Origin of the sequence: Glaciecola punicea ACAM 611, from assembly GCF_000252165.1 — a bacterium.
Taxonomy (GTDB): Bacteria; Pseudomonadota; Gammaproteobacteria; order Enterobacterales; family Alteromonadaceae; genus Glaciecola; species Glaciecola punicea.
The window spans coordinates 64,307-91,243 of record NZ_BAET01000012.1 but is presented as its reverse complement, the minus strand read 5'-3'; the positions used below and the strand labels follow the sequence as shown (position 1 = coordinate 91,243).

Annotated in this window: 28 protein-coding genes; 25 read left to right on the top strand and 3 right to left on the bottom strand. The window is 42.1% G+C overall.

Going from position 1 to position 26,937, the window contains the following annotated elements:
* Positions 1-23: 23 nt before the first annotated feature.
* The 11 genes from aroQ (at position 24) to purD (ending at position 10,180) form a co-directional block, all read left to right on the top strand.
* Positions 24-461 carry a type II 3-dehydroquinate dehydratase gene (gene aroQ, locus GPUN_RS06055; RefSeq protein ID WP_006004483.1) on the top strand — a complete coding sequence of 146 codons (438 nt, stop codon included), beginning with the start codon at positions 24-26 and terminating at the stop codon, positions 459-461.
* A gap of 30 nt (positions 462-491) precedes the next feature.
* Positions 492-932, top strand: coding sequence for an acetyl-CoA carboxylase biotin carboxyl carrier protein (accB, locus tag GPUN_RS06050; RefSeq protein WP_006004482.1), 441 nt, complete (start codon positions 492-494; stop codon positions 930-932).
* A gap of 11 nt (positions 933-943) precedes the next feature.
* On the top strand, positions 944-2,290 hold the full coding sequence (accC, locus tag GPUN_RS06045) for an acetyl-CoA carboxylase biotin carboxylase subunit (RefSeq protein WP_006004480.1): 1,347 nt from the start codon (positions 944-946) through the stop codon (positions 2,288-2,290).
* Between the two features lie 288 nt (positions 2,291-2,578).
* The gene (locus GPUN_RS06040) at positions 2,579-2,956 is read left to right on the top strand and encodes a hypothetical protein (RefSeq protein WP_006004479.1); all 378 of its coding nucleotides are present in this window, start codon (positions 2,579-2,581) and stop codon (positions 2,954-2,956) included.
* Between the two features lie 9 nt (positions 2,957-2,965).
* Positions 2,966-3,151, top strand: a complete 186-nt coding sequence (locus GPUN_RS06035) for a DUF6435 family protein (protein WP_006004477.1) — start codon at positions 2,966-2,968, stop codon at positions 3,149-3,151.
* 17 nt (positions 3,152-3,168) lie between these two features.
* Positions 3,169-4,677, top strand: a complete 1,509-nt coding sequence (locus tag GPUN_RS06030; protein ID WP_006004475.1) for a S10 family peptidase — start codon at positions 3,169-3,171, stop codon at positions 4,675-4,677.
* A gap of 17 nt (positions 4,678-4,694) precedes the next feature.
* Complete coding sequence (gene prmA, locus GPUN_RS06025) at positions 4,695-5,579, top strand: 50S ribosomal protein L11 methyltransferase (RefSeq protein ID WP_006004474.1); 885 nt, start codon at positions 4,695-4,697, stop codon at positions 5,577-5,579.
* A gap of 137 nt (positions 5,580-5,716) precedes the next feature.
* Positions 5,717-6,715: a tRNA dihydrouridine synthase DusB gene (dusB, locus tag GPUN_RS06020; protein ID WP_006004473.1), complete on the top strand. Its 999-nt coding sequence runs from the start codon at positions 5,717-5,719 to the stop codon at positions 6,713-6,715.
* A gap of 34 nt (positions 6,716-6,749) precedes the next feature.
* A complete protein-coding gene (gene fis / locus GPUN_RS06015) occupies positions 6,750-7,043 on the top strand; it encodes a DNA-binding transcriptional regulator Fis (protein WP_006004472.1) in 294 nt (97 codons plus the stop codon).
* A gap of 162 nt (positions 7,044-7,205) precedes the next feature.
* A complete protein-coding gene (gene purH, locus GPUN_RS06010; RefSeq protein ID WP_006004471.1) occupies positions 7,206-8,807 on the top strand; it encodes a bifunctional phosphoribosylaminoimidazolecarboxamide formyltransferase/IMP cyclohydrolase in 1,602 nt (533 codons plus the stop codon).
* An 89-nt stretch (positions 8,808-8,896) separates the two neighbouring features.
* Complete coding sequence (purD, locus tag GPUN_RS06005; RefSeq protein ID WP_006004470.1) at positions 8,897-10,180, top strand: phosphoribosylamine--glycine ligase; 1,284 nt, start codon at positions 8,897-8,899, stop codon at positions 10,178-10,180.
* On the opposite strand, the gene GPUN_RS06000 is transcribed toward purD, so the two are convergent.
* Positions 10,119-11,141 carry a transposase gene (locus GPUN_RS06000; RefSeq protein WP_141567233.1) on the bottom strand — a complete coding sequence of 341 codons (1,023 nt, stop codon included), beginning with the start codon at positions 11,139-11,141 and terminating at the stop codon, positions 10,119-10,121. The two genes, purD and GPUN_RS06000, sit on opposite strands and share 62 nt — an antisense overlap.
* 234 nt (positions 11,142-11,375) lie before the next feature.
* Here GPUN_RS06000 and GPUN_RS05995 point away from each other — a divergent pair, with 234 nt between their 5' ends.
* The 3 genes from GPUN_RS05995 (at position 11,376) to envZ (ending at position 14,406) form a co-directional block, all read left to right on the top strand.
* Positions 11,376-12,281 carry a phosphoribulokinase gene (locus GPUN_RS05995; protein ID WP_006004468.1) on the top strand — a complete coding sequence of 302 codons (906 nt, stop codon included), beginning with the start codon at positions 11,376-11,378 and terminating at the stop codon, positions 12,279-12,281.
* A gap of 93 nt (positions 12,282-12,374) precedes the next feature.
* Positions 12,375-13,100, top strand: a complete 726-nt coding sequence (ompR, locus tag GPUN_RS05990; protein ID WP_006004467.1) for an osmolarity response regulator transcription factor OmpR — start codon at positions 12,375-12,377, stop codon at positions 13,098-13,100.
* 10 nt (positions 13,101-13,110) lie between these two features.
* Positions 13,111-14,406, top strand: coding sequence for a two-component system sensor histidine kinase EnvZ (envZ, locus tag GPUN_RS05985; protein WP_040520461.1), 1,296 nt, complete (start codon positions 13,111-13,113; stop codon positions 14,404-14,406).
* A 16-nt stretch (positions 14,407-14,422) separates the two neighbouring features.
* Here envZ and hslO read toward each other — a convergent pair whose 3' ends face one another.
* Positions 14,423-15,304: an Hsp33 family molecular chaperone HslO gene (gene hslO, locus GPUN_RS05980; RefSeq protein ID WP_006004465.1), complete on the bottom strand. Its 882-nt coding sequence runs from the start codon at positions 15,302-15,304 to the stop codon at positions 14,423-14,425.
* Positions 15,305-15,315: 11 nt separating this feature from the next.
* Complete coding sequence (gene hslR, locus GPUN_RS05975) at positions 15,316-15,741, bottom strand: ribosome-associated heat shock protein Hsp15 (protein WP_006004464.1); 426 nt, start codon at positions 15,739-15,741, stop codon at positions 15,316-15,318.
* Positions 15,742-16,092: 351 nt separating this feature from the next.
* Between hslR and gspC the strand changes: the two genes are divergently transcribed.
* From gspC to GPUN_RS05920, 11 genes are all read left to right on the top strand, one after another.
* On the top strand, positions 16,093-17,049 hold the full coding sequence (gene gspC / locus GPUN_RS05970; protein ID WP_006004463.1) for a type II secretion system protein GspC: 957 nt from the start codon (positions 16,093-16,095) through the stop codon (positions 17,047-17,049).
* Between the two features lie 12 nt (positions 17,050-17,061).
* The gene (gene gspD / locus GPUN_RS05965) at positions 17,062-19,116 is read left to right on the top strand and encodes a type II secretion system secretin GspD (protein ID WP_006004462.1); all 2,055 of its coding nucleotides are present in this window, start codon (positions 17,062-17,064) and stop codon (positions 19,114-19,116) included.
* 89 nt (positions 19,117-19,205) lie between these two features.
* Positions 19,206-20,693, top strand: a complete 1,488-nt coding sequence (gspE, locus tag GPUN_RS05960) for a type II secretion system ATPase GspE (RefSeq protein ID WP_081483907.1) — start codon at positions 19,206-19,208, stop codon at positions 20,691-20,693.
* On the top strand, positions 20,693-21,913 hold the full coding sequence (gene gspF, locus GPUN_RS05955) for a type II secretion system inner membrane protein GspF (protein ID WP_006004460.1): 1,221 nt from the start codon (positions 20,693-20,695) through the stop codon (positions 21,911-21,913). The genes gspE and gspF overlap by 1 nt, the downstream gene beginning before the upstream one ends.
* A 3-nt stretch (positions 21,914-21,916) precedes the next feature.
* Positions 21,917-22,366 (top strand): type II secretion system major pseudopilin GspG, encoded by a 450-nt coding sequence (gspG, locus tag GPUN_RS05950; protein ID WP_006004459.1) that lies wholly within the window; start codon positions 21,917-21,919, stop codon positions 22,364-22,366.
* 154 nt (positions 22,367-22,520) lie between these two features.
* Positions 22,521-23,156 (top strand): type II secretion system minor pseudopilin GspH, encoded by a 636-nt coding sequence (gspH, locus tag GPUN_RS05945; protein WP_006004458.1) that lies wholly within the window; start codon positions 22,521-22,523, stop codon positions 23,154-23,156.
* Positions 23,146-23,553 (top strand): type II secretion system minor pseudopilin GspI, encoded by a 408-nt coding sequence (gene gspI / locus GPUN_RS05940; protein WP_238528943.1) that lies wholly within the window; start codon positions 23,146-23,148, stop codon positions 23,551-23,553. The genes gspH and gspI overlap by 11 nt, the downstream gene beginning before the upstream one ends.
* Positions 23,553-24,215: a type II secretion system minor pseudopilin GspJ gene (gene gspJ, locus GPUN_RS05935; RefSeq protein WP_006004456.1), complete on the top strand. Its 663-nt coding sequence runs from the start codon at positions 23,553-23,555 to the stop codon at positions 24,213-24,215. The genes gspI and gspJ overlap by 1 nt, the downstream gene beginning before the upstream one ends.
* A complete protein-coding gene (gene gspK / locus GPUN_RS05930) occupies positions 24,212-25,276 on the top strand; it encodes a type II secretion system minor pseudopilin GspK (protein WP_006004455.1) in 1,065 nt (354 codons plus the stop codon). Before gspJ ends, gspK begins: the two co-directional genes overlap by 4 nt.
* A complete protein-coding gene (gene gspL, locus GPUN_RS05925; protein WP_006004453.1) occupies positions 25,277-26,461 on the top strand; it encodes a type II secretion system protein GspL in 1,185 nt (394 codons plus the stop codon).
* Complete coding sequence (locus GPUN_RS05920) at positions 26,461-26,937, top strand: type II secretion system protein M (RefSeq protein WP_006004451.1); 477 nt, start codon at positions 26,461-26,463, stop codon at positions 26,935-26,937. The genes gspL and GPUN_RS05920 overlap by 1 nt, the downstream gene beginning before the upstream one ends.

The following is a 26,937-nucleotide window of genomic DNA, read 5'->3' as shown; positions in this document are numbered from 1 at the left end:
GACCACAACAAGTAAGAACGTACATGCAAATATTGTTATTAAATGGGCCAAATTTGAATATGCTGGGGAAGCGCGAACCTGATGTTTATGGCTCTAGAACGCTTGCTGACATTGAAAGAACACTGTCCACTGCCGCGCAAGCAAAGGATGTTCAGCTTGTTTGTGTGCAGTCAAATTCAGAACATGTGCTGATAGACAAAATTCACGCAAGCGCGGCAGATGTCAATGGCATTATTATCAACCCTGCTGCGTTTACCCATACCAGCGTTGCCCTGCGTGACGCTTTATTAAGCGTAAACATTCCATTTATTGAAGTACATTTGTCAAACGTTCACAAACGTGAAGCATTTCGGCATCATTCTTATTTTTCAGACATCGCCATAGGCACCATAGTGGGCTTAGGCGCAAATGGTTACGAATATGCGCTTGACGCACTGATAAAACAATTACAACATTCCTAACAAACGACGATTACATTAAAAGGCATAGTGATGGACATAAGAAAAATTAAAAAGCTCATTGAGCTAGTCGAAGAATCAGGCATTTCTGAGTTAGAGATCACTGAGGGCGAGGAGTCAGTGCGTATTCATAGAGGCAGCAGTGCTAGCCAAGCACCTTTTGCTTATCCTTCTCACATGGCACCTCCTCCCGCAGCGCCCTTAGCTCCCGTGGCCGCAGAAGTGACACCAGTTACAACCGGTCATGTATTAAAATCGCCTATGGTAGGTACGTTTTATCGCTCTTCTTCTCCAGAAGCAAAAGCCTTCGTTGAAATAGGTCAAGCGGTGAGCGTGGGCGATACTTTATGCATCATCGAAGCCATGAAAATGATGAACCAAATAGAGTGTGACAAAAACGGGGTGGTCAAAGAAATATTAGTTGGAAATCAAGAATCGGTCGAATTTGACCAACCACTTTTCGTTATTGAATAAAGGGCGCCACTATGTTGGATAAAGTATTAATAGCGAACCGTGGAGAAATAGCGCTGCGTATACTTCGCGCCTGCAAAGAACTCGGCATAAAAACCGTTGCGGCTCATTCCACCGCGGATAGAAGCTTAAAGCACGTGCTGTTAGCTGATGAATCCATTTGCATTGGCAGTGCGCCTGCAAAAGAAAGCTACTTAAATATTCCACGGTTAATTGCTGCGGCCGAGGTGACTAACTCAATTGCTATTCATCCAGGCTATGGATTTTTATCAGAAAATGCTGAGTTTGCTGAAGCCGTGGAAAAAAGCGGATTCGTGTTTATTGGACCACGAGCTGAAACGATCAGCCTTATGGGCGACAAAGTATCCGCTATAGCGTCTATGCGAAAAGCAGGTGTGCCATGCGTGCCGGGTTCAGACGGGCCTTTAGGCGACGATATTGAGAAAAATAAAGCCATTGCGAAACGCATTGGCTACCCCATGATTGTAAAGTCAGCAGGCGGTGGCGGTGGACGCGGCATGCGTGTTGTGCGCAGCGAAGCCGAGTTAGACGAAGCCATTCGCACAACCAAAGCAGAAGCTGGAGCCGCGTTTAATAATGACGTGGTATATATGGAGAAATTTTTAGAGAATCCCCGCCATATTGAAATTCAGATCTTAGCCGACGGTCAAGGCAATGCAATTCACTTAGGCGAGCGTGACTGCTCTATGCAAAGGCGCCATCAAAAAGTGGTTGAAGAGGCCCCTGCTCCAGGCATTTCAGATTCAATGCGCGAAAAAATTGGTGAGCGCTGCCGACGCGCCTGTCTTGAAATAAACTATCGCGGTGCAGGTACTTTTGAGTTTTTATATGAAAACGGCGAGTTCTTTTTTATCGAAATGAATACCCGAATTCAGGTAGAGCATCCCGTTACCGAAATGGTCACCGGCGTTGATCTTATTAAAGAGCAGCTGCGCATTGCCGCAGGGCAGCCATTGTCGATAGAGCAGTCGCAAATAAAAGTGCGTGGCCATGCCATAGAGTGTCGTATAAACGCAGAAGACTCTGAGACATTTATTCCCAGTCCAGGCAAAATAACCACGTTTCATGCACCCGGTGGATTAGGGGTACGCTGGGAGTCACATATTTACTCAGGCTATACTGTACCGCCTTATTATGACTCTATGATTGGCAAATTAATTACCTTTGGTGAGAGTCGTGATGAGGCTATAGCCAGAATGCGCCACGCCTTAAATGAACTCGTGATAGACGGCATTAAGACTAACGTATCGCTACAAAAGCGAATTATGAAAGACGAAAACTTCTTTAACGGCGGCACCAACATCCATTATTTGGAACGAAAACTCGAGAAAGAGAAATAAACCCGAAGCCAGCTAAAGCTGGCTCTTTTGTGCCCAAAAGTCATGGTTCTTTCGCACTGGAGTCACGTTAGACGACTCACGCTAGACTGTCTGGTGGACTCACGCTAGACTGTCTGGTGGTCAACCATAGACAGCATTTAGTTTGGACAGTCTAAAGCATAACTCTTCATTCTGGACAGTCTAGAATGAAGCTTTGGAACTAACTTGGATTTTTTTAAAACCTTTTCCAGCTTTAATAAGTTTAAATCTAGACTGTCCACACTTATCAAATACAAATAAAGATAGCTTATGACACTAAAAAGTAAACAGACTAAAATCACTGATATTTATACAGTTTTTACTTACAGATACATATTTGATGAAAAAAATGATATCGTTAACTTGCACTCAGACGTATACGATCTACAGCATTTTCCAGAGCGCTTGATGAGTAGTTACAACGCTGAGTGGCAGAAATACAACAGAAAGGCGGCAAATAAACGCAATCTCGATTTAAGTGCTCAACAAGCAAAGATATTGGTCAGTAAGCTAACTGATTCTCAACAAGAAGAGTTGAGTGAATTCCTGCAAGTTATCGAGAAGACAGCCGCTATTAATGCGTCTTCCAATATAAAAGTAATCAAGACTGAGTTTAAGTCGTATATAGAATCTCTACTAAAACTATAAGGTATTACAATGTTTGGATTATTTAAGTCTGACCCCACAAAAAAACTACAGCGCCAGCATGATCAACTACTTCAAAAAGGAGTCGATGCACAGCGTAAAGGTGATATGAGATTGTATGCACAAATAACATCGCAGGCTGAGGAATTGTCAAAACAAATCGACACGATTAAGAAGGCAAACGAAGCAAATAAATAAAAAGGTTACGGGTCGTCATGATGGTAAAAAAAATTTTAATTAGCTTTTTATTTGTAACACTGGTTACTACTTCACTTATAGCAAAATCAGATGAGGTAGGCATACTTCCATTTGATTTGGTTGAAACAAAACATAGTATTCGTGGGAAAAATGGAAAGCTAAACTACATTGCAGTAGCTGGCGACACCGAACTAAAAGATAGTAAAGGAAAACCAAAAGCCTCTATATTTAGCACTGCCTATTTTAGAAGCGATGTTAAAAATACATCGGAACGTCCCTTAATATTTGTTTTTAATGGCGGCCCCGGCTCATCGAGCGTTTGGTTACATCTTGGAGTTTTTGGGCCCAAAATAGTCCAAATCCCCAGCGACGCGCAAGCGGTACCTGCGCCACCGTACACACTAAAAGAAAATGCGTTAACCTTACTCGACATCGCTGACATGGTGTTTATTGACCCTGTGGGAACAGGTTATTCAACAGCCCTTGGTGAGTATGAAGGTAAAGACTTCTGGGGCGTGCGCCAAGACGCTGAAATAATGTCAGATTTTGTTCGCCAATTTATCACTAAGTATCAGCGCTGGAATTCACCCAAATATCTAGCCGGCGAAAGCTATGGTACAACGCGCGCAGCGGTAATGGTAAAGGAACTCCAAGAGGGGTGGGGAAGTATAGACCTTAACGGCGTATTCTTAATTTCAAGTATTGTCGATTTTCAAGCAGGAGACTTCAATACGGGTAACGACTTACCTTTCATCACATTTTTGCCAACTTATGCCGCCACGGCTTGGTATCATAACGCACTGCCGAATAAAGAAAACTATGCGGATCTACCTACCTTTATAGAAGAAGTCAGAACCTTCGCCATGACCGAATATGCTTCAGCGCTCATTCTTGGCCAGAATGTTTCAAAGGAAGCGTTTACAAATGTAGTTGATAGACTACACGAGTACACAGGCCTCAGTAAGAAGTATCTGGAGCAAACAAACTTAAGAATAGATGAAATGTTGTTTATGAAAGAGCTTCTGCGCGACAGGGGCCTCAGCGTAGGCCGACTAGACAGTCGCTACTTAGGCGTTGACGCTAGTAATGTGGAAGCCCGTTTTGACACCGATCCATCTAGTTACGCAATAGACGGTGCGTATACCGCAGCAATGCAGACCTATCTTGCTAGCGATTTAAATATTCTAAGACAGCAGCGTTACAATATCCTATCAGGCGAGGTATTTTCAAACTGGGACTGGCTATATGAAGGAAGTGCTCGCAGCCAAGGATATTTGAACACAGGACATTTTTTATCCAGAGCACAGCGCCAAAACCCTTCTTTTAGAATATTTGTTGCAAATGGTTATTACGATCTAGCCACCCCTTTCTTTGCAACTGAATATTCATTTAATAGAAGCGGGTTTGATACACAACGTATTACAATGAAGTATTATGAATCAGGTCACATGATGTATATTCATCACCCCTCTTTGAAGAAGCTTGCTGACGATATGCGCGCGTTTCTATCCATTTACACGAATTAATCTTTAGGTGTTCTGATATGGCTTGGCAGCAAATAAAAATCAATGTTGAGGCCGATCATGCTGAGGCTTTAGCTGACTTTTTCACGGAATTAAATGCGCAGGCGGTAACGTTTGTTGATGCAAAAGACACTCCAATGTATGAGCCCAAACCTGGTCAGATATTGCTGTGGCCTGACACGCAAGTTATCGCTTTATATGATGCACAGGAAGATTTAAAACCAGTAATAAGCGCTATTCTTAAGCAGTATCGCTTTATTGATACTAATGAGATTGCGGTAGATCAGCTTGAAGATAAAAATTGGGAAAGAGAATGGATGAAAGATTTTCATCCTATGAAGTTCGGTAAGCGGCTATGGATATGCCCTAGTTGGCATGACATACCCGATATTAACGCCGTTAACATTAAACTCGATCCAGGACTTGCATTTGGAACAGGCACACACCCCACCACAAGATTATGCTTAGAATGGCTAGACAGCGTCGATTTAGTCGATAAAGTGCTGGTTGATTTCGGGTGTGGCTCTGGAATATTAGCAATTGCGGCCTTAAAATTAGGCGCTAAAGAAGTTATTGGCATAGATATTGACCCTCAAGCCTTAATAGCTAGCAAAGATAACGCCCAAAGAAATAGCGTTGAAGACAGGTTGTCATTATATCTTCCACAAAACCAACCCAATTTAGAAGCCGATATAGTTATTGCCAATATTTTATCGGCGCCGCTTAAGGAATTATCTGACACAATTTCAAATTATTGTAAAAATGCGGGCATGCTCGTTATGTCAGGTATATTACAAGAACAATACGAGTCAGTTGTTCAAGTCTATGAAAACCAATTTATTTTTGACCCTGCCACACTTGAAGGCGAGTGGGTCAGGCTTAGTGCCTTGAAAAAAAAGCAGTAAGTCAAGCTGAAAAATAATATTTTGTTTAAATATTAACCTTCACAAATAAAGCAAAAATAAGTACTATACTGCCCCGCTCGGGATGGCGTTCGTTTCTACGCTCCATTAGATCATGAATCCAATATAAAGGTTGTGGTATGCGAATAGGACCCTACACATTAAAAAACAATTTAATATTGGCTCCTATGGCGGGTGTAACTGACAGACCCTTTAGGCGTTTATGCTCAGAAATGGGGGCAGGCTTAGTGGTTTCAGAAATGCTGTCTTCAAATCCAAAGGTTTGGAAAACAGCAAAATCACTAAATCGTATGAACCATGAGGGTGAGTCGGGCATTCGTTCTATTCAAATTGCCGGCAGTGAGCCTTCTTTGATGGCAGAAGCGGCGCAATTTAATGTCGAAAGGGGTGCTCAAATTATTGATATCAATATGGGTTGCCCTGCAAAAAAAGTAAATAAGAAACTAGCGGGTTCGGCGTTATTGCAACAACCTGAGTTAGTAGCTAACATTTTGGATGCAGTGGTTAAGTCCGTTGATGTACCGGTCACCCTGAAAATTAGAACCGGTTGGGACGTAGATAATCGAAACGGAATACACATCGCTAAAATAGCGCAAGATAAAGGTATTGTGTCTATTGCAGTACACGGCAGAACGAGAACATGCATGTTCAAAGGCCATGCAGAGTACGACACCATAAAGGCAATAAAGGCAAATGTGAGCATTCCGGTCATCGCCAATGGGGATATTAAAAACGCTTTACAAGCAAAGGAAGTTTTACATTACACCGGTGCTGACGGGATAATGATTGGCAGGGCTGCACAAGGAAATCCGTGGATTTTTAGGCAAATAGAGCATTTTTTATCACAAGGAATTCAGCTAGAAAAGCCATCACCACAAGAGATGGCGGTGATATCCATACGGCACGTTCACGATATCTATGACCTATATGGTCTTAATATGGGCGTTCGGATAGCGCGCAAACATGTTGGATGGTATCTGGACTCGTACGATCCTGAAAAGGAATTTCGTCGCAGATTCAATAAAATAGACGAAGGTGTTCTCCAGATAGAGGCACTAGAAGAATTTTTTTCATTGTTGTCAAAGCAAGTTAACTACAATCCTTGCAACGCAGCTTAGTTACATGGAATAACCAAAGAGAGCTCTCAAATATATGTTCGATCAAAACCTTACCTCACCCTTTACAACAACAGTGACGACGCCATCACAGGCAAATGCCCAAAAGCCATTGCGCTCTTCTGTGAAACAAGCTGTAAACAAGTATCTAAAAGAACTTAATAATCAAGACATCGACAACTTATATGAATTGGTGTTAGCGGAAATAGAAGCACCTCTTCTAGAAGAAGTAATGACGTATACTAGGGGCAATCAAACCCGTGCTGCCAACCTTATGGGTATAAACAGAGGAACACTCCGTAAAAAGCTAAAGCAATACGGATTAGGCTAACTTCGTATTTTAAAAAAAGAGCGTATGATAACGCTCTTTTTTTTGGAAAACTAAAATCTAGACTGTCCAGCTTTTTACTTTTAGAACTTACTCGGCTGAGTTGATTATTAAAATCCAGACTGTCCAGACTTTTAAAAAATTACACATACTATCGAGTAACCAATGCAAAATACTACTATTACTAGGGCGCTAATTAGTGTTTCTGATAAAACGGGGATTGTTGAGTTCGCTAAGTCACTTGCGAGCATGGATATTGAAATTTTATCAACCGGTGGAACTGCATCGCTTCTGCGCCAAGAAGGCTTGACTGTTAAAGACGTTAGTGAACATACTGGCCACCCTGAAATAATGGATGGGCGCGTTAAAACACTACATCCCAAGATCCATGGTGGAATTCTTGGTAGAAGAGACATAGATGCGAACGTAATGCAGAAACATGAAATTCAAGCCATTGATTTAGTTGTGGTTAATCTGTATCCATTTGCTGAGACAGTGTCAAACCCCGATTACAGCTTTGAAGATGCCATTGAAAATATCGACATTGGCGGCCCAGCGATGGTTAGAGCCTCGGCCAAGAATTTTAAAGACGTTACTATTGTTGTAGAACCTAATGACTATTTAACAATTTTGGATGAGTTAAACTTAGACCCTTCTGGAATAAGCTATGCAACTAGATACTCATTAGCCGTAAAAGCATTCGAGCACACTGCAAGATACGATGGTATGGTAGCAAACTACCTCGGTACAATGATTGAAGATGCAGCACATACTTGCCACGATAGTTGCACACATAAACGCAGTTCTTTTGGAAGAACACTCAATTTACAAATGGTCAAAAAGCAAGACTTAAGATATGGTGAAAATAGCCATCAAAATGCTGCTTTTTATGTAGAGCACAATATTCAAGAATCCTCAGTTGCCACAGCAAAACAACTGCAAGGCAAAGAGCTTTCATTCAACAACATAGCAGACACAGATGCGGCTTTAGAATGTGTAAAAGAGTTTGAAGAGCCGGCATGTGTGATTGTGAAACATGCAAATCCATGCGGTGCTGCACTAGGGGAGAGTATATTAGAGGCCTATTCCAAAGCTTTTAAAACAGACCCAACCTCGGCATTTGGCGGCATAATAGCGTTTAATCGAGAGTTGGACGAAGTAACCGCCACTGCCATAATTGAAAGCCAATTTGTAGAAGTCATCATCGCACCATCAATAAGCGATGCCGCATGTAAAGTAATTGCGAAAAAAGCGAATATTCGCTTACTAGAGTGCGGTGATTGGCAAGGTCAGTTAACTCATGAGTTTGACTTTAAAAGAGTAAATGGAGGCTTACTTGTACAAGAACGCGACTTTGGTATGGTCGACATTGATGATTTGACAGTGGTGACCGACGTAGCCCCAAGTGATTCACAAATAAGCGATTTATTATTTGCTTGGAAAGTGGCTAAATATGTAAAATCTAACGCTATCGTTTATAGTAAAGACACTATGACAATTGGGGTTGGCGCTGGTCAAATGAGCCGAGTTTATTCAGCTAAGATAGCTGGCATAAAAGCGCAAGATGAGGGATTAACGGTAGAAGGCTGCGTAATGGCATCTGACGCATTTTTCCCATTTAGAGACGGCATAGACGCCGCCGCTGCCGCAGGAATTAAGGCTGTTATACAGCCTGGTGGTTCAATGCGAGACAATGAAGTGATAGCAGCGGCGAATGAACACGGTATTGCGATGGTCTTTACCGGCATGCGTCATTTTAAGCATTAGCAACATCTAGACTGTTTAGCAACAACAATGGCAAAGTTATGGATAGGGTAACTCTTAATCGTCCAACTGTAATAGGTAGAAAGATAAATATGAAAATTTTAATCATCGGCGGCGGCGGCAGAGAACATGCAATAGCTTACAAAGTCGCCCAATCTTCTCTTGTAGACCAAATATTTGTTTCTCCAGGTAACCCGGGTATAGCGGACGAAGAAAAAGTTGAGCTAATAAATTTAGCAATAGACGATTTGGATGGTTTGTTAGCATTTGCCTTGAAAGAAGAAATTTCACTTACCATTGTTGGTCCAGAAAAACCTCTTGTAATGGGTATAACTGACCTATTCGAGCAAAATGGGCTTAAGATCTTTGGTCCAAGCCAAAAAGCAGCCCAGTTGGAGGGCTCTAAATCATTTAGTAAGGACTTTTTAGCCAAGTATAAAATCCCAACTGCTAAATATAGAACCTTTGATGACATAGATGAAGCAATAGATTACATAAATTCTAAACGCATGCCAATTGTCATAAAAGCAGACGGCTTAGCCGCTGGCAAAGGAGTAATAATAGCGAATACTAAAAAAGAAGCTCGCGAGACAGTTTTTCAAATGATGGACTGCGGCTCGCTCGACGGTGCAGGTAGACGCGTAGTGATCGAGGACTTTTTAACGGGTGAAGAGGCTAGTTTTATCGTAATGGTTGATGGTAAAAATGCACTTCCTTTTGCGACCAGCCAAGATCATAAAAGGGCATTTAATAATGATACTGGTCCTAACACAGGTGGCATGGGCGCTTACTCTCCCGCACCGGTGGTGACGCCAGAAATTCATCAAAAAGTTATGGATAAAATAGTTTACCCAACCATAAATGGAATGATAGAACAGGGGAATCCCTACAAGGGCATACTTTACGTTGGATTGATGATTACCGCCCAAGGTCGCCCAAAAGTAATTGAATTTAACTGCCGATTCGGAGACCCTGAGACCCAGCCAATTATGATGCGTTTAGAGTCAGATTTAGTTGAGCTTTGTTTGCTAGCCTGCGAAGGTAATTTGGATAAAGCTGAGATAAACTTCACAACTCAAGCTGCGCTTGGTGTGGTGTTAGCCTCTGGTGGTTATCCTGACAGCTATGAAAAAAATATTCCCATCGTTGGCTTAGATTATATCTTTCGCGCTACAGATACGAAAGTGTTTCAAGCTGGCACCGTCTTTATGAGAGGTATTGTGTCAACAAATGGCGGACGAATTCTATGCGTTACCAGCCTAGGTGACACGGTTAAAGAAGCGCAAACGCAGGCTTATAAACAAATTAGAAAGATCAGCTGTAAGGGTTCTTTTTTTCGGAGCGATATTGGTAATCGCGCAATCGAGAGAGAATAGTTTCGCATAATGCGCTAGTTTGCGCTTCTCGTAGACCTGAAAGTAGTCTAGCTTGTTTAGTAAACATATCGACAAGCTGACTTTCTCCAGCACTCATTTCAAAGGCCTTTTCGAAGTCCAAGGAACGATTAGCCCAGTTTTCTCCGTCTTTGCAGTTGTCATCTAGTTCAGCAAAATCTTCATGTTTACTAACATCAGCAATCAAACTTTCCAATCTATCAATGTAATCTTGTAAAGACATATTTAAACATCCTCTACAAACCATGCAAGAACAGGTTTTTCGTAATGGTATCATTTGCGTCTGGGCGCAGTTGACCGCCTTGTCTAAGCGATACTTAATACTAGTAAAGTGCGAATCAAAAAGGGATTTCGACTTTCTTGCTCTTATTGGATTTAAATCTACATATTGCATACATGATAAAACTGCATTTGCGTCAAGTAGGGCTTGGCTTTTGAACCTGGCTTCCCAAAAGTGCCCTTTTATTTTATCTTCTTTATTGGCTCTTTTGGCTACATAGCAATTAAACCTGCTCATGAAAGTACTGATATCCGTCAACTTTCGCCGATACTCATCAATTTCATTCATTACTACGGTCAATTCAACGTCATTTAGTTTAGCGCCCCAGTCACGCTGTAAATATGACTGACACAATACGGATAATTTCCCAATTTTAGACCATCTTTGTAGTACCTCCGCGTTACTCCATTGCTGCGATAATTCAAGATTTACGAATAACACAAGGTGAGTATGGTTATCCATTATCGCAAAGGAAAGCAGGTCGATGGCAAACACATCAGACAAGAACAGCAATCGACGTTGGATCCATTCATTCCTGTAATTAGAATGCCCTTCGTTAATTTCAAGTGAATTTAATAAGAAGCCTTGGCGCACGCATCTTGTAATGCAGTGATAGAAGCATGTTGTTGCATAATTGATTAGGTATTTGCGTGCAATTGTCATGCAAAAAGACTAATCGTTTACCCGATGTATTGTTACTGTTCAGTAGTCTAGTTTTTCCGCAACATGTGCCTTTTCGCCCAGAGTAACAGCATAAAAACTCTTCTGAAAAACTCTTCTGGACAGTCTAGAAAAAACAAGTTTGGACAGTCTAGAATTTACCAATAAAGCTTAAAGGGCTTGACGCAAACCTTTAGCTTCCCTATAAGTAGGGTATACAAAACAAAGAAGTCCAATATGTCAGTTAAACATCCAATTATAGCAATAACAGGTTCCTCTGGTGCAGGGACAACTACGACTACTAATGCGATTAGGCATATTTTCCGTAATTTGAACATAAATGCGGCTTCAGTAGGCGGAGATAGCTTTCATCGATTTACGCGTCCTGAGATGGAAGTTGAAATAAGAAAAGCGCAGGAACAGGGACGGCATATAAGCTACTTTGGTCCTAAGGCTAACGATTTTGAATTACTCGAACAACTGTTTAAATCATATGAGCGCGAAGGCCAAGGCCAGTATCGGCAGTACTTACATACATTCGATGAAGCCGTTCCCTTTAACCAAATGCCAGGCACATTTACACCTTGGCAAGAGCTGCCAGATAAAACTGATTTACTGTTTTATGAGGGCTTACATGGAGGTGTAAAAACCAACGACTGCGATGTCGCTTCATTTGTCGATTTATTAGTTGGCATGGTGCCAATCGTAAATTTGGAGTGGATTCAAAAAATTGTTCGTGACACCTCCGACCGTGGACATTCAAGAGACGCGGTAATGAGCAGTATAGTCAGAAGCTTAGACGACTATTTTCATTTTATCACTCCGCAATTTTCTCGCACCCATATCAATTTTCAAAGAGTGCCCACCGTGGACACCTCTAACCCCTTCAGTGCGCGAGAAATCCCGTCGCAAGATGAAAGCTTTGTGGTTGTTCGATTTAGACGCGACATGACAAAGGTTGACTTCCCTTATTTGCTAAAGATGATTGATGGCTCTTTTATGTCTCGCATCAACACCTTAGTTGTCCCTGGCGGTAAAATGGGCTTAGCCATGGAGCTTATATTAACCCCTTTAATTTCCGAGCTTATGGATAAAAAGCGGCGGGCTGATTATCAAGTAGATTGGGTAGCAGACAATAAGTAAGTCGACTTCGACACACTTAGAAACATAAGAATAATTGGCTTACGTACTTCTATTCGCTATATTCAAAAAAATTAGCTTAAGGATATGCCCTATATGACACGCGAAACCCCAAAAATTTTAGTCGTGGATGACGACATGCGCCTTCGCTCATTACTTGAAAGATACTTAAGTGAACAAGGTTATCAGGTAAGAGGCGCTGCTAATGGCGAACAAATGGATAGGCTACTTGCACGAGAAAATTTTCACTTGATGGTGTTGGATTTAATGTTACCAAATGAAGATGGACTGTCTATTTGCCGCAGACTTCGTCAACAAAAAAACCCAATCCCCATCATTATGCTAACCGCCAAAGGAGATGAAGTTGATAGAATCATTGGCCTAGAAATGGGCGCAGACGATTATTTGCCAAAGCCGTTTAATCCCAGAGAATTATTAGCCCGAGCTAAAGCGGTACTGCGTAGGAAAGTTACTGAAGCACCGGGTGCACCCTCACGATCTGAACAAACTGTCGAATTTGGTCCATTCACACTTAACTTAGCAACACGAGAAATGCGTCAAGAAGGAAAACCAATAACGTTGACTAGCGGAGAGTTTGCTGTACTTAAATCGTTAGTCACACACCCTAGAGAGCCCTTATCGCGTGATAAACTAATGAATCTCGCCAGAGGCCGAGACTATAGCGCACTTGAACGAAGCATCGATGTGCAGGTATCAAGGCTTCGTAGGATGGTAGAAAGTGATGCGACCAATCCCCGATATATCCAGACTGTCTGGGGACTGGGTTACGTATTTGTGCCTGATGGTCAATCTAGGCCTTAGGCAAAAATTTATAAGCATCCTTCCAAAAAGCACGTTTGGTCAAACGGCTCTGCTCATTGCTGCCTTGTTATTTATCAATCAGCTCGTCTCTTATTTATCAGTAACACACTATTTTATCAGCCCAAGTTACAAACAAATTAATAAGCTGATTTCAAATCAAATAAACACTTTTTTTATCCTTGATATCGAATCATTAAGCCCAGCGCAAATTGAAAAACTAACAAGTACCACGGGAATTCGTTTTCACGATGAGATTTCAGCTATGCACGCAGGCTTAGGCAATGCTGCTTACTACGACTTTATGTCAAAGCAAATCACGCAGCAACTCGGCAAAGACACCGAAATAAGGGTCAAAACAGGGAAGAACTATATGGTGTGGATAAAGCCACCGCAAGACCGCGACATATGGATTTCGATACCCCTTACCGGACCGAATGAAAATTCACTGTCACCGCTAACCATGTATTTTTTTGTTATTGGCGCATTAAGCGTTACAGGAGGATGGTTGTTCGTTCAGCGTTTAAATCGACCTTTGCAAGCACTTCAAAAGGGTGCCACACAAGTTGAAAAAGGACATTTCCCGGCCCCTCTTGCGCTCGTTGGTAGTAGCGAAATAATAGCCGTTACAGAGGCTTTTAATAAGATGTCGCGGGGTATTAAACAGCTTGAGAACGACCGCGTCCTCATGACAGCTGGTATATCACATGACCTACGAACTCCCCTGACCCGGATTAGGCTTGCAAGCGAAATGCTGCCAGATGAACAAGCGTGGGTTAAAGACGGCATAGAGCACGATATAGAAGATTTGAACGCAATTATTAATCAATTTATTGACTATGCAAAACAGGACCAGCAAGAAACGGCGGTATTTGCTAACATAAACGAATTAATTCATGAGTTAGTTGATAGCAGAACCATTATCTCAACGCATATGATTGAACTAAAGTTGGCCAAAGTCACTGCTACAAAACTACGCACGGTAGGTATTAAGCGCGTAATTGAAAACCTAATCGAAAATGCTTTAAAATATGGTAGCGATACCATCACCATTTCAACGGCAATGGTTGATAAAAACAGAAATATCTTATGCTGCGTGAGGGATTTTGGAAAGGGGATTGATCAGACCCAGATGGAGCAAATGTTTACGCCTTTCGCTCAAGGAGATCAAGCCCGAGGAACAAGCGGATCCGGCCTTGGCTTGGCCATTGTTAAAAGAATTATCGAGAGCCATGGCGGCAAAATTCAGTTTACTAATCATCCCGACGGTGGCCTAAACGCAAGTTTCTTGCTGCCCGTCTCTCACTAAAGTGTTTAATCTACTCTTAGGCCCTACCAGAACCCAAGTTTTGGCTATGTATGTTCTTAACATCAATTTCGTCGAATATATATACGCTGTGGCAGAATTGACAGTCCATTTTGATGTTACCATCCTCAACGATAATCTCTAAAAGTTCGTCTATAGGCATACTTCTAAGCGCACCTGCACTTCTGTCTCGTGAGCAATCACAAGAAAACTCGACTTTTTGAGGCTCAAAAATTCTAATGACTTCATCATGATAAAGCCTGTGTATCATTTGAGAGTGTTGAAGTGTAAGTATTTCTTCGCTAGTCACCGTGTTTGCTAAATGCACAACATGCTCAAAATCTGGGTTTTCTTCTACGTTACTCGACTCACTAGAGGTGGGCACAATTTGAATAAGTAGTCCTGCTGCTTTGGGGTTCACGCCCAATTGACTAGTTAGAAACACTTTTGTTAAGAGTTGTTCAGACTGCAAGAAATAGTCCTCTACGCAATCCGCTAGGCTTGATTTATCAAGCGCTACCATACCCTGATAACGTTGACCGTCCTTAGGCGTAAGGGTAATGACTAAAATACCTTTTTTAAAGCACTCTGAAAATGATTTGGGGTGCTGGACAATTGTTTCGTCCCACCTCGCTACACCCCGAAGCTTCTGCTCATGCGTGCCATTAACAATAATATATTTTATGGGACCTTCCCCCTGAATCTGCAGGGCAATTTCACCCTCAAATTTGAGGGTTGCCGCAAGTAAGCTTGCCGTGACCAACAATTCACCAATCAGTGTTTGCACAAATCCTGGGTAATCTGCGGATGCTAAAATAGATTGAAAACTTTCTTCTAACGACACTATTTCGCCTCGTATTGATCTATTCTCAAAAAGAAATCTGTCTAGAACGTCTGCCATATACTACCTACTCACTGATGCTTGAATTTTATGATTTCTCGTCGCTGCTTTTTATCTGGACGGGAATCAGGTTTGGGACTGTGAAAAGCACTTAACTCTCTTGCCTGCGCGTTTTTTTCACGCTGTATAATACTCTGGGAAGTCTCACTGTAAAGTGCCTGAGCGAGAATGGCGCTTTGTCTTTTATCGTTAATACTCTCGACGGTTATAATTTTCTGGTCGTAACCAGAAGGTATCTTAATTTTTGCGCCCACCTCAACCAATCGACTGGCTTTCGTGCGCTGCTCATTGTACTGAACTTTACCTGCTTGCACCAAATCTCGGGCGATTGCCCTAGTTTTGCAAAATCGAGCAGCCCATAACCATTTGTCTAATCGAACCTTTAATACAACATCAGACGCATTAGCTTGCTTGTTTTTTTGTGACTTACCAGCCATTCAAAAACTCCTCAAATTGAGTAACAGCCCTTTTCTGGACAGTCTAGATTATAACTTAAGGCTCTACTGAAAAATAGAAAAACGCTAAAACTAAAGCAAAATTAATGGATAAGTATAAAATCTGGACAGTCTGGAAAATAACTTCTGGACAGTCTAAAAATTAGCTTTTAGAGCTTAATAGTTGGCACTATACAAAAAACGTGACTCTCCACAAAAAAATTGACTATCCGAGATAATTGCAGCGCAGTAATGAGTTTTTTTTGAGAGTTTTAATCTTTGCTATTGTAGCTTTAACTCGTACTAGCTATGATTAATGATTAGCGAATTTAAGATGACTTTAGTAAATTAACCATGAGTGTTTTTACAGTAGTAAACGCAAAAGAAACTTATCAACGCAACGAAGGCAAACTAATCCTAGTATTGATAGTGATACTAAGCATCTATTTGCTGGCTTTTGCAGCGAAAATAACTTGGTCGATGCTACCAGAACCTCAAAGTAAGTTAGCACAACTACAGGCGCCCCAGATAACGGATGATAGCAGTTCACGTGCCTCCAATAATATTAGCAACATAATCAATCAAAATTTATTTGGTAACGCCGATAAACCAGCACCCGTTGCTACGCTAGATAAAGTAAGTGATGTACCTCAAACTCAGTTGAATTTGATATTATCTGGCGTAGTTTCTTCCAACGACCCAAACCGTAGTGCTGCCATTATAGAGTATAGAAACAATCAAAGTACTTACGGCGTGGGCGATAGAATTGAAGGAACTAACGTAACGCTTGACAAAATTTATGTAGACAGGGTCATTATCAAAAATAGAGTTACTCGTGAAACACTCATGCTAGACGGTATTGACTTTGACGAAGCCAATAAGAAGAGAGCTGATGAGACCTTCGTTACCTCAGCAAACACTCAACCATTCATGAATTCGCCCAGTAAGCCAATTGCACAAAATCAAAATATACGTAATCAGGCGCAAGCGCTGCGTGATGCTCGACAAAAATTAGCACAAGAACCAGCCAGTTTTACTGATATGATCTCATTGTCACCGCACAGAGTTAACGGCGTGTTTATCGGCTTTAAAGTGACCCCTGGATTGCAACCCACTTTGTTTAATTCGGTAGGTTTGCAAAATGGTGACATTGTTGTGCAACTTAATGGTTTAGATTTAAGCGATTTACAACAATCGAAAGAGGCAATCACAGAATTACAACAAGCAGAATCTTTGCAATTAGAAGTACTGCGCGGCAATGAGTACGTCTCTCTTAATCTAGATATTTCCGATGCATCGGGCAACGAATAAGGTAGCAGTTTTATGATACTTATAAAGCCAGGAAAAAAAGTTAAACACTTAGCATTCAGCCTTCTAATAGCGGGCACATTGTTAAGCAATAGCTTTTTTGTCAGCAGTGCTGAATATCAACCTAACTTTAAGAATACGGAGATCACTGAATTCATTAATATTGTTGGGAAAAATTTAAAGCGTACTATTATTGTTGACCCTAACGTAAGAGGCAAAATTAGCGTTCGCAGCTACGATTTATTAAGTGAAGATCAGTATTACCAATTTTTCTTAAACGTATTACAAGTCTACGATTTTGCCGTTGTAGAAATGCCAAACGGCATTCTAAAAGTGGTACGATCTAAAGATGCAAAGTCATCCAACATCCCGGTAGTTGAGGCCACTGAGTTTAACGGCGACGAAATGATCACGCGCGTTATTCCCGTGTACAACGTACCCGTAAGAGAGTTGGCGCCTATTCTAAGGCAGCTAAATGATCAAACGGGCGGCGGCAATGTTGTTGCCCACGACCCTTCAAACGTAATGATGATCACTGGCCGCGCAGCAGTTGTAAATAGATTAGTAGAGATCATCGAGAGGGTCGACAGAGCCGGCGATGAAGACGTTGAAGTCATTAAATTGCGCTTTGCCTCAGCCTCAGAGATGGTGCGCATTATAGACAGTGTTAACAATTCCCAAAATAACCAAGCTGCCGGTGGCAAGTCAACACCAAGAGTAGTGGCCGATGACAGAACCAACAGCATCATAGTGAGCGGCGATGCAAAAGCACGCCAGCGTTTAATCAACTTGATCCAAAGAATGGATGAAGAGCTTGAAACGAGCGGCAACACGCGCGTTATTTTTCTAAACTATTCGAAAGCAGAAGATCTAGTAACAGTACTTCAAGGCGTTAGTGACAGTATTCAATCGGAAGCTCAAGGCGCTCAACAACAGCAGCGTAGGAGCCGTGGCGGCAGCCGCAATGTGAGTATCGACTCGCATGAAGATAGCAACTCTTTAGTCATCACCGCAGAGCCAGACATGATGCGGTCATTAGAGGAGGTCATTCGCCAGTTAGATGTACGCAGAGCTCAAGTTCAGGTTGAAGCAATAATAGTAGAAGTATTTGAAGGCGATGGTGTAACCCTTGGCGTGCAGCTTGTTTCAGAGGAAGGTGGAGGCACGCAGTTTACCAACGGTGTTATTGGAGTAGGTTCATTGGGAGTTGCCTTACGTCAGGCTGAAGATCGCACAGTGAGTGGCACCACACTATTGCCTGAAATTGGCGACGTTCCGACATCTCGCACAATCGAAGGTAACCTAACACCACTTGCTCAATTATTAGGCGGCGCCAATGGCCTAATTGCTGGAATCGTTGAAAACGGCTGGGGCGCAGTTGTCCAGGCTGTCAGCACCGACACAAACTCCAATATTCTAGCCACACCACATTTAACCACCTTAGATAATGAAGAAGCGTTCTTCATTGTTGGCCAAGAAGTCCCAATTATTACTGGCACCTCTACAGGCTCCAATAATTCCAATCCTTTTCAAACGGTAGAACGACAAGAAATAGGCATTAAACTAAAAGTAACTCCCCAAATAAACGAAGGCGACGCGGTACAATTGACCATTGAACAAGAAGTTTCGAGTGTAAGTGGCGCTACCTCTGTTGATATTTCTATCAACAAACGACAAATTAAAACCACCGTAATCGTAAATGACGGCGGCACTATTGTATTGGGCGGCTTAATAGATGAAGATGTGCAGGAAAGTGTATCAAAGGTGCCTATACTAGGGGATATACCAATCATTGGCCACCTATTCAAAACCTCCAGCACGAGTACTCGAAAGCGTAATCTCATGGTATTTATAAAGCCCACCATTGTGCGCGATGGCATTACAATGAACGATATCAGCCATAGAAAATACAATTTTATTCGGGCGCAGCAGCTAAATAGGCAGTCTCAGGGTATTCCACTAATGCCGTTTAAAGAAGGCCCTAGTTTACCCGCATGGGATGATAAACTGATCCTGCCCCCATCGTTTGAAGAATATTTGACTGAAAAAAACAAGCAGGATATTGATTAATGGCTAGTGAGTTAGCGCATACACAATCCACTGACATCAAAGGCTTAGACGGATTAGCGGACTCTGTAGCTGAAGAAGTTATAGCCGACATGGCAATTGACGAAATGAGCCCGCAAGGCTCTGGGAAGCTACCCTTTAGCTTCGCTAAACGCTTTCATTTGCTGTTGGATGTAGATGTTGAGCCGCACGATCTCTACTATACGCCTGAAACACCCATGTCAGCATTTGCTGAGGTACGTCGCTACAGCGGTCAAACTTTTGTATTAAAAAAAACCACTCAAGGTGATTTTGAAACCTTACTAACAGATTCATTTCAACGCGACTCATCAGAAGCAAAGCAGTTAATGGAAGACTTAGGTAACAAAAGCGATTTATTTGCACTAGCTGAAGACTTACCCGATACAGAAGATTTACTCGATAACGAAGATGATGCTCCTATAATTAAACTTATAAACGCGATGCTAGGAGAAGCCATTAAGGAAGGCGCGTCTGACATTCATATTGAAACATTTGAGAATCAATTGGTAGTCAGGTTTAGAGTAGATGGTGTGCTGCGCGAAATTCTCAGACCAAATCGCAAGATGTCTTCAATGCTGGTATCGCGTATTAAAGTTATGTCGAAAATGGACATTGCTGAAAAGCGAGTCCCTCAAGACGGCCGCATAAGCCTTAGGATTGGCGGTCGCGGGGTTGACGTCAGAGTGTCGACCATGCCGTCGAGCCATGGCGAACGGGTAGTCTTACGTTTGCTTGATAAAAACAATGCACGCTTAAATTTGCAAGACCTAGGGATGACCCTTGTCAATAGAACCTTTTTCTCTGAGCTTATTCGTAAACCACACGGCATCATCCTAATTACGGGGCCCACCGGTTCCGGTAAAAGTACCACCTTGTACGCTGGTTTAAGTGAAATTAACTCAAAAGATCGTAATATTCTTACCGTCGAAGATCCCATCGAGTTTGACTTAGAGGGTATAGGGCAAACTCAAGTGAATCCTAAAGTGGACATGACATTTGCACGTGGTCTGCGGGCAATATTACGTCAAGACCCTGATGTGGTAATGGTCGGTGAAATACGCGATTTAGAAACTGCGCAAATTGCTGTGCAAGCAAGTTTGACCGGTCATTTGGTCCTTTCAACCTTGCACACCAACACCGCCGCAGGCGCAATTACTCGGCTGGAAGATATGGGTATAGAGCCTTTTTTGCTCTCCTCCAGCTTAGTTTCCGTACTTTCCCAACGCCTGGTAAGGACCCTATGCAAGGAATGTAAAGCGCCGCATATGGCAAGCAAAGGAGAACAGGAAATTTTGAACACCTCAAATGAGGTCACTATTTACAACCCTGTAGGCTGTATTAGCTGCAATCACACAGGCTACAGAGGCAGAACAGGGATACATGAACAGCTTATAGTTAATGATACAATACGTGAAATGATGCACGAAGGCCGCGGTGAACAAGCCATTGAAAAATATATTCGCACTACCACCCCTTCTATTAGACAAGATGGCTGCGACAAAGTATTACAAGGTGTTACTTCGTTAGAAGAGGTCTTAAGAGTGACCAGAGAAGAGTAATGCCAGCATACGCATATAAAGCACTAGATGCAGCAGGCAAAAATAAGAGTGGTGTTTTAGTAGCTGACAACCCTCGCCAAGCACGGCAGCAACTGCGCGAACAATCTTTTATTCCACTTGAAGTCGCCCAAGTTGAAGAGCAAAAAGCCAGTGAAAAAAGCGTAAAAGCATTTTTTAGCCCTAGTATATCTACCCCAGAACTCGCCCTTCTCACTAGGCAGCTTTCAACGCTTATTGAAGCTTCACTGCCCATTGAAGAAGCACTATTAGCGGTGGCTGAACAATCTGAGAAGTCGCGCACCAAAAACATGATGATGGCGGTTCGCAGTAAAGTAATTGAAGGCCATAGTTTAGCTAAAGCGTTGGGTGAGTTTCCAAAAGCTTTCGACAAGCTATTTAGATCGATGGTGGCGGCAGGCGAAAAATCAGGCCATTTAGATGCTGTATTAACTCGCCTTGCAGATTATGCCGAAAGACGTTATCAAACACAGAGCCAAATTACACAAGCGCTCGTGTATCCTATCCTAATGACAGTGGTTGCACTTGGTGTCGTTATAATGCTGCTGACCACCGTAGTACCTCAAATAATTGGACAGTTTGACAATATGGAGCAAGAGCTGCCAACCGTGACCAAAGTGTTAATTGCGATTAGTGAGGGCGTGCAAAACTATGGTGTTTACGCCGCTATTGCGCTGGGTATATTAATATTTGCCATTGCCAAAATGCTTAGAAATTCTCTCCTTCAGGAGCGCTGGCATAAACATTTATTAACATTACCGTTTGTTGGCAAGCTTACTAGGGGAACTAATACGGCTAGATTTGCTCGAACATTAAGTATATTGACCTCTAGCAGTGTTCCATTACTGGAGTCAATGATAATTGGTGGAAACGTGCTTGAAAATAGACATTTGCAAAACCTTGTGCGCATAGCCGCGGAGCGAGTTAAAGAAGGCAGTAGCCTTAGAGCAGCTTTAGCGCAGACCAAAGTATTTCCGCCTATGATGATGCATATGATAGCGTCTGGTGAACGGTCTGGCGAATTAACTCAAATGTTAGCGCGCGCAGCCGAGAATCAAGAAAGAGAGTTTGAAAACACAATAAATATGTCACTTAAAGTATTTGAACCTGTATTGATAATTTCTATGGCAGGCATAGTACTGTTTATTGTGATGGCGATTATCTTGCCAATATTAGAATTAAACAATTTAGCTGGAGTGTAATACATGATTGTGAAAAGCAATATGAAGAGTAATATACAAGGTTTTACCCTCATTGAAGTGATGGTGGTCATCTTTATTATCGCCACCATGGCGGCGGTTGTTGCACCGCAAATATTTAATCAGCGAGACTCAGCTAAGATAAAAAAAGCCGCGATCGACATTCAAGCTTTAGAGGGCTCTCTTGAACTATATCGTTTGCAAACGAACACTATACCCACTACTGAACAGGGCCTTGACGCCTTGGTAAACATTCCAACTATCGACCCAATTCCTCGTAGTTATCCCGAAGGTGGGATTATTAAGCGACTGCCCGAAGATCCTTGGGGCAATGCCTACGTACTGCTCTACCCAGGTGAAGTAGGTCAATATGATATTTATAGTTTTGGGCCCGATGGATTAGAAGGATCAGAGGATGACATTGCGACTTGGAACCTAAACGAATATTTAAAATAACTACATGAAGTTATCATCTAGACTGTCCAGACGATAACTTTGAAATATCTAGACTGTCCAGACGATAACTTTTTTAAATATCCAGACTGTCTAGATGCTAATCTTTGCGTTTATAAAAGCATACAAACAAATAAATAAATAAAATCAAGGACTTATGTTTTTTGACTTAAATAAACTCAAATCAAGGCGTTCACAGCAAGCAGGGTTTACATTGCTTGAAATTATTATTGTGCTCGCTTTAATAGGACTGATTTTAGCCAGTGTTAGATACACTGTTTTTACCGGGAATGTAGAAAAGGATATTGAAAAAGAAGTGAAGCGACTGCAAGTCGTTTTTAATATGGCCAGTGACTATGCGCTAATTAATCAATTAGAGCTAGGATTACGAATTGATGGCGACGAACAGTCTTACCAATTCGTCAAATTAGACGATGATGAAATGTGGGTTGCGCTAGACAATCAAAAACATTTCGATAAAGTATTTTTCACACAAGGCGTAACGCTAGGAATCACGCTAGACGGCTTTATGTGGGAGGAGGATGACTCGTTATTTAACAATCGCATTTTCGACGACGAGCTAAGTGTCAGTAATGATGGCGTAGTGATCGGCAACGAAGAGGACAGAACACCTCCGCCACCCCAGGTATTTATTTTATCGAGCGGCGAAATAAGCCCTTTCGAACTGCAAATTAGATATGAGTCACAAGAGATAAACCAAGAGCCTTTTGAGTTTGTTTTAGAAGGACGCGACACTGTTCCCTTGAAAATGATTAAGCCTGATGATGTATAAGCGCAGAGTTATAAAAAGCGCAAAAAAAACAAAGGGCTTTACTTTAGTGGAGGTTATGGTTGCTGTTGCTATTTTTGCTATGGCTGGTGGTGCGGTTATGAAAGCGGTTTATGAAAATTTGAGCGCAATTACAGTATTAGAGCGGGTGACATTTGCAACATGGGTAGCCAACAATGAACTTACCAAAAGCAGTTTAGAAACAACGATTAAATGGCCTTTAGATAAGCAAACAAAAGGCGAACAGGAAATGTTAGGCAAACGCTGGTATTGGCAAAGAGTGGTAGTGAAGACAGCTGATGATGCTTTGTATCAAGTAACGATTACAGTTGGTTTAGATGAAGAACTTAAGAACCCTATTACGTCCGTGACAACTTTCATGACAAATCAAACCGAATAATGAAAACGCCTCAAACTGCCATAAATAACAATCTAGACTGTCCAGATTTTTACTTCACGTATAAAAATCATAGAGGTTTTACTTTACTAGAAATTGTTATCGCCATCGCGATATTTTCGCTATTAGCATTAGGCGCAAACTCCTTGCTAACGACAGTCATGCGATCAAATGAAATATCAGCACAACGAGAAGCAAAATTTGAGCAACTACAGCGCGCAATGCTTATTATTGAACGCGACTTTTTACAAATACAAGCGCGCACCCCGCGCACTCAAGGCCTTGAAAATGATCTGATCATAAGAGGCGGTGAGTTTGAATTTGAAAGTGATGCTTATGGTATCGGTTTCGTGCGCGGGGGCTGGCGAAATCCTCAGTTACGGCTCAAACGCAGCACCTTGCAAAACGTAGCCTACAGGCTTCAAGAAAATCGTTTAGAACGGCTTCATACAAACTATGTTGATGCGGTATTGGGCACTGAACCAAATATACGGGTGCTTTTAGACAATGTGAGTGATTTTAAAATTGAGATCCTATCAACCGTTCAAACTGAGCTAGAGTGGTCTGAGACCATCCCCAGTACCGAGCTTCCTATCGCCATAGCGGTAATTATGACGATTGACTCTTTTGGCATAATACGAAGAGAGTTTCAGATAAAAGTATGAAAAAGGCATTAAATACACCTTCTTGTCATAAGCAAAAGGGCGTTGCACTTATCGTGGTGCTACTCATTGTGGCTATTATTACGGTCATTGCGGTAGAAATGAGCAGCCGACTGCAGCTAAACGTGGCCAGAACCCTTAATTTAAAAGCCAATAACCAGGCCTACTGGTATGCGCTTGGTGCTGAGCAGTTTGCTAAAAAATCGTTGATAACCTTGAATACGCTCACCCCCGAAAATACCAATTTAAGCCAGCCCTGGGCTGAAACTTTCGAATATCCAGTTGAGGGCGGATCAATAAAAGCGCAGTTAATCGACATGCAGGCGTGCTTTAATCTTAACGCAATTAATTCAAGTGATAGCGCTAATACGGCAAACTCAACCAACTCAATGAATTCAAGTACTGCGACAAATTCAGCAAATCCAACTACTGCTAAAATAGGTCCAAGCCCGTCTCAAAAATCATTTCAACTTTTATTAGAAAGTTATATTAACGACAGTCTAGTCGTTGAGACAATTCGAGATTCCCTAATAGATTGGATAGACAAGGACAGCATACCCAATAACTATGGCGCTGAAGACGCTGACTATGAGTCATTAGTAAACCCTTACTTAGCCGCAAATAGTCCATTAGGACACGCTTCAGAAATAAGATTAATTAACGGCATTGACCAATTACTAGCTATGGGCGGCTTCCAAGATTTACGCAAAGCCATTTGTGTACTGCCCGAATCCAAGCTAGCGGTAAATGTGAATACTATTACCAAAGAGAACGCGGTTGTGTTGAGCGCCCTTTTAGGACAGAATTCAAATGTCGGCGCCGATATTATAGGAAGTCGCCCACCAGAGGGCTTCCAAAGCGATGAAGAATTCTTAAATCTGTCTGAAGTGCAGGCACTCTCGTTAAGCAAGCAACAAAAGAGTTGGTTCAAGGTGACAACCCAGTATTTTCGACTAAATGTTACAGCCAAGTTCCAAGGCTCGCAGTTTACATTATCGACTATTTTTAAAGTAGATAGCGGCGAAATAACCATTATTAGCAGAGAGTTTGGAGGCGGATTTTAGATGCAGCATTTAATAATTCGATTGGGTTCACATACCAGTGACCCTATTCACTGGTTACTGTACAGCGAACAGGAACAAGAAATAATTGCCTCAGGGAAACTCAATGACGCCAGTGCACTTGGCTCGCTAGCAGACAGGGCCAACCACGCGCAGGTTTATGCCCTAGCGCCCTCAAGCGATATCGTTTTTAGACAAGTTGAATTGCCAAAAAATGCGTCTCGTAAAGCAATTTCTGCAATACCATTCATGCTGGAAGATGAAATATGCGTTAATGTAGAACAGCTATTTTTTGCACTGGGACCTAGAATAGAAAATACTCAACAAGTGGCAGTTGTTGCTAAAGAAAAACTCAAGCAGTGGATGCAGATGCTTGGAGATGCTAATTTATTTTGCCTTCATCTTTTGCCCGATGCCTATTGCTTGCCCCAAAATGACGGTATTAGTCTGTTGGAAATAGAAGGTAACTTGATCGTAAAATTAGCCGACGGTCAATGCTTACAAGGTGAAAACCAGTGGTTATTGCCATTAGTCTTAGAACAAGCAAGCGCCAAAGAAACGCGCATAACTTGCTATAGCGAAGTTGAAGGACTCACAGAATCAAGCCAAACAGCCTTTAATTTTGACAGCTTACCTATGCATTTGCTGCTTAAAGGCGCATTAATATCCGATTTAAATTTGTTCCAAGGTGAATATGCGGTAAGGCGCAAATCTAACCCTAGCTGGGAAAAGTGGAAGTTTGCCGCAGCACTTGCAGTCGTTGCGCTATGCGCCAATCTAGTGTTCAAAACTGCCCAGCTTAACGAAGTAAAACGTGAACGCGCTCAAGTACGACAAGCCATCACCACAAGTATTGAGCAAGGTTTCCCAGATTTAGGAAAAGTCACAAATGTGAAAATTGTGCTTACCCGAGAAATAAAAGCATTGGAACAAGGCGGTGGAAATTTGAGCATGCTGGCCATGTTATCTAGGTTGGGCAGTGCTTTTGAAAACTCTGGCGTGAAACCGCAGACGCTGAAGTATGACAGCAGACGCTCTGAAATTCGTATGCAATCGGTAGCACAAAACTTCGAAGACTTAGAGAAATTTAGAAGACACGCTCAAAATCTCGGCTTCGAAGTAGATCAAGGTGCTATTAATAATCGTGGCGATGAAGTAATTGGCGTTATCACAGTGAGGGGTTCATAATGGATAAGCTGAAAGCGTGGTTTGTTAGCATGTCTGCGCGTGAACAGAAGTTGGTTATAGTGGCGGCTGCGGTGGCCGTTATTGGCATTTTCTATTTTGCTATCTGGTCTCCTATGACCAGCGCATTGGAAACTCAACGCCTTGCATTAAATAGCGAAAAGCAACTGCTTACTTGGGTTAATGAACAATCAGGTCGCGCCATTGTTTTACGCCAGTCATCGAATAAAACCTTATTTGACGGTTCTTTAACCCAAGTGGTAAATCAAACTACCCGAAGTGCGAATATTCCTGTGGCGCGAATGCAGCCCCAAGGGGAGGAGTTAGTTGTTTCTTTAGACCAAGTCGTCTTTAATGACTTTTTACGATGGCTTGACGTACTTGAAAAGCGAGGCGTTGTTATTCTTCAGTCCGATGTGTCAGAGGTCGACGAGCAAGGTTTTGTTCAGGTTAGACGTTTACAGTTAGGAAAAGCGTAA

What these genes read in the sequence shown, in the direction of transcription:
- gspD (WP_006004462.1), top strand. Translation starts at nt 17,062, where the DNA reads ATGATACTTATAAAGCCAGGAAAAAAAGTTAAACACTTAGCATTCAGC.
- dusB (WP_006004473.1), top strand. Translation starts at nt 5,717, where the DNA reads ATGCGAATAGGACCCTACACATTAAAAAACAATTTAATATTGGCTCCT.
- gspK (WP_006004455.1), top strand. Translation starts at nt 24,212, where the DNA reads ATGAAAAAGGCATTAAATACACCTTCTTGTCATAAGCAAAAGGGCGTT.
- GPUN_RS06000 (WP_141567233.1), bottom strand. Translation starts at nt 11,141, where the DNA reads ATGACAATTGCACGCAAATACCTAATCAATTATGCAACAACATGCTTC.
- gspF (WP_006004460.1), top strand. Translation starts at nt 20,693, where the DNA reads ATGCCAGCATACGCATATAAAGCACTAGATGCAGCAGGCAAAAATAAG.
- gspJ (WP_006004456.1), top strand. Translation starts at nt 23,553, where the DNA reads ATGAAAACGCCTCAAACTGCCATAAATAACAATCTAGACTGTCCAGAT.
- prmA (WP_006004474.1), top strand. Translation starts at nt 4,695, where the DNA reads ATGGCTTGGCAGCAAATAAAAATCAATGTTGAGGCCGATCATGCTGAG.
- purD (WP_006004470.1), top strand. Translation starts at nt 8,897, where the DNA reads ATGAAAATTTTAATCATCGGCGGCGGCGGCAGAGAACATGCAATAGCT.
- accC (WP_006004480.1), top strand. Translation starts at nt 944, where the DNA reads ATGTTGGATAAAGTATTAATAGCGAACCGTGGAGAAATAGCGCTGCGT.
- gspE (WP_081483907.1), top strand. Translation starts at nt 19,206, where the DNA reads ATGGCAATTGACGAAATGAGCCCGCAAGGCTCTGGGAAGCTACCCTTT.
- gspG (WP_006004459.1), top strand. Translation starts at nt 21,917, where the DNA reads ATGATTGTGAAAAGCAATATGAAGAGTAATATACAAGGTTTTACCCTC.
- accB (WP_006004482.1), top strand. Translation starts at nt 492, where the DNA reads ATGGACATAAGAAAAATTAAAAAGCTCATTGAGCTAGTCGAAGAATCA.
- hslO (WP_006004465.1), bottom strand. Translation starts at nt 15,304, where the DNA reads ATGGCAGACGTTCTAGACAGATTTCTTTTTGAGAATAGATCAATACGA.
- GPUN_RS05995 (WP_006004468.1), top strand. Translation starts at nt 11,376, where the DNA reads ATGTCAGTTAAACATCCAATTATAGCAATAACAGGTTCCTCTGGTGCA.
- ompR (WP_006004467.1), top strand. Translation starts at nt 12,375, where the DNA reads ATGACACGCGAAACCCCAAAAATTTTAGTCGTGGATGACGACATGCGC.
- gspH (WP_006004458.1), top strand. Translation starts at nt 22,521, where the DNA reads ATGTTTTTTGACTTAAATAAACTCAAATCAAGGCGTTCACAGCAAGCA.
- gspC (WP_006004463.1), top strand. Translation starts at nt 16,093, where the DNA reads ATGAGTGTTTTTACAGTAGTAAACGCAAAAGAAACTTATCAACGCAAC.
- purH (WP_006004471.1), top strand. Translation starts at nt 7,206, where the DNA reads ATGCAAAATACTACTATTACTAGGGCGCTAATTAGTGTTTCTGATAAA.
- hslR (WP_006004464.1), bottom strand. Translation starts at nt 15,741, where the DNA reads ATGGCTGGTAAGTCACAAAAAAACAAGCAAGCTAATGCGTCTGATGTT.
- GPUN_RS06035 (WP_006004477.1), top strand. Translation starts at nt 2,966, where the DNA reads ATGTTTGGATTATTTAAGTCTGACCCCACAAAAAAACTACAGCGCCAG.
- fis (WP_006004472.1), top strand. Translation starts at nt 6,750, where the DNA reads ATGTTCGATCAAAACCTTACCTCACCCTTTACAACAACAGTGACGACG.
- GPUN_RS06030 (WP_006004475.1), top strand. Translation starts at nt 3,169, where the DNA reads ATGATGGTAAAAAAAATTTTAATTAGCTTTTTATTTGTAACACTGGTT.
- GPUN_RS05920 (WP_006004451.1), top strand. Translation starts at nt 26,461, where the DNA reads ATGGATAAGCTGAAAGCGTGGTTTGTTAGCATGTCTGCGCGTGAACAG.
- gspL (WP_006004453.1), top strand. Translation starts at nt 25,277, where the DNA reads ATGCAGCATTTAATAATTCGATTGGGTTCACATACCAGTGACCCTATT.
- gspI (WP_238528943.1), top strand. Translation starts at nt 23,146, where the DNA reads ATGATGTATAAGCGCAGAGTTATAAAAAGCGCAAAAAAAACAAAGGGC.
- GPUN_RS06040 (WP_006004479.1), top strand. Translation starts at nt 2,579, where the DNA reads ATGACACTAAAAAGTAAACAGACTAAAATCACTGATATTTATACAGTT.
- aroQ (WP_006004483.1), top strand. Translation starts at nt 24, where the DNA reads ATGCAAATATTGTTATTAAATGGGCCAAATTTGAATATGCTGGGGAAG.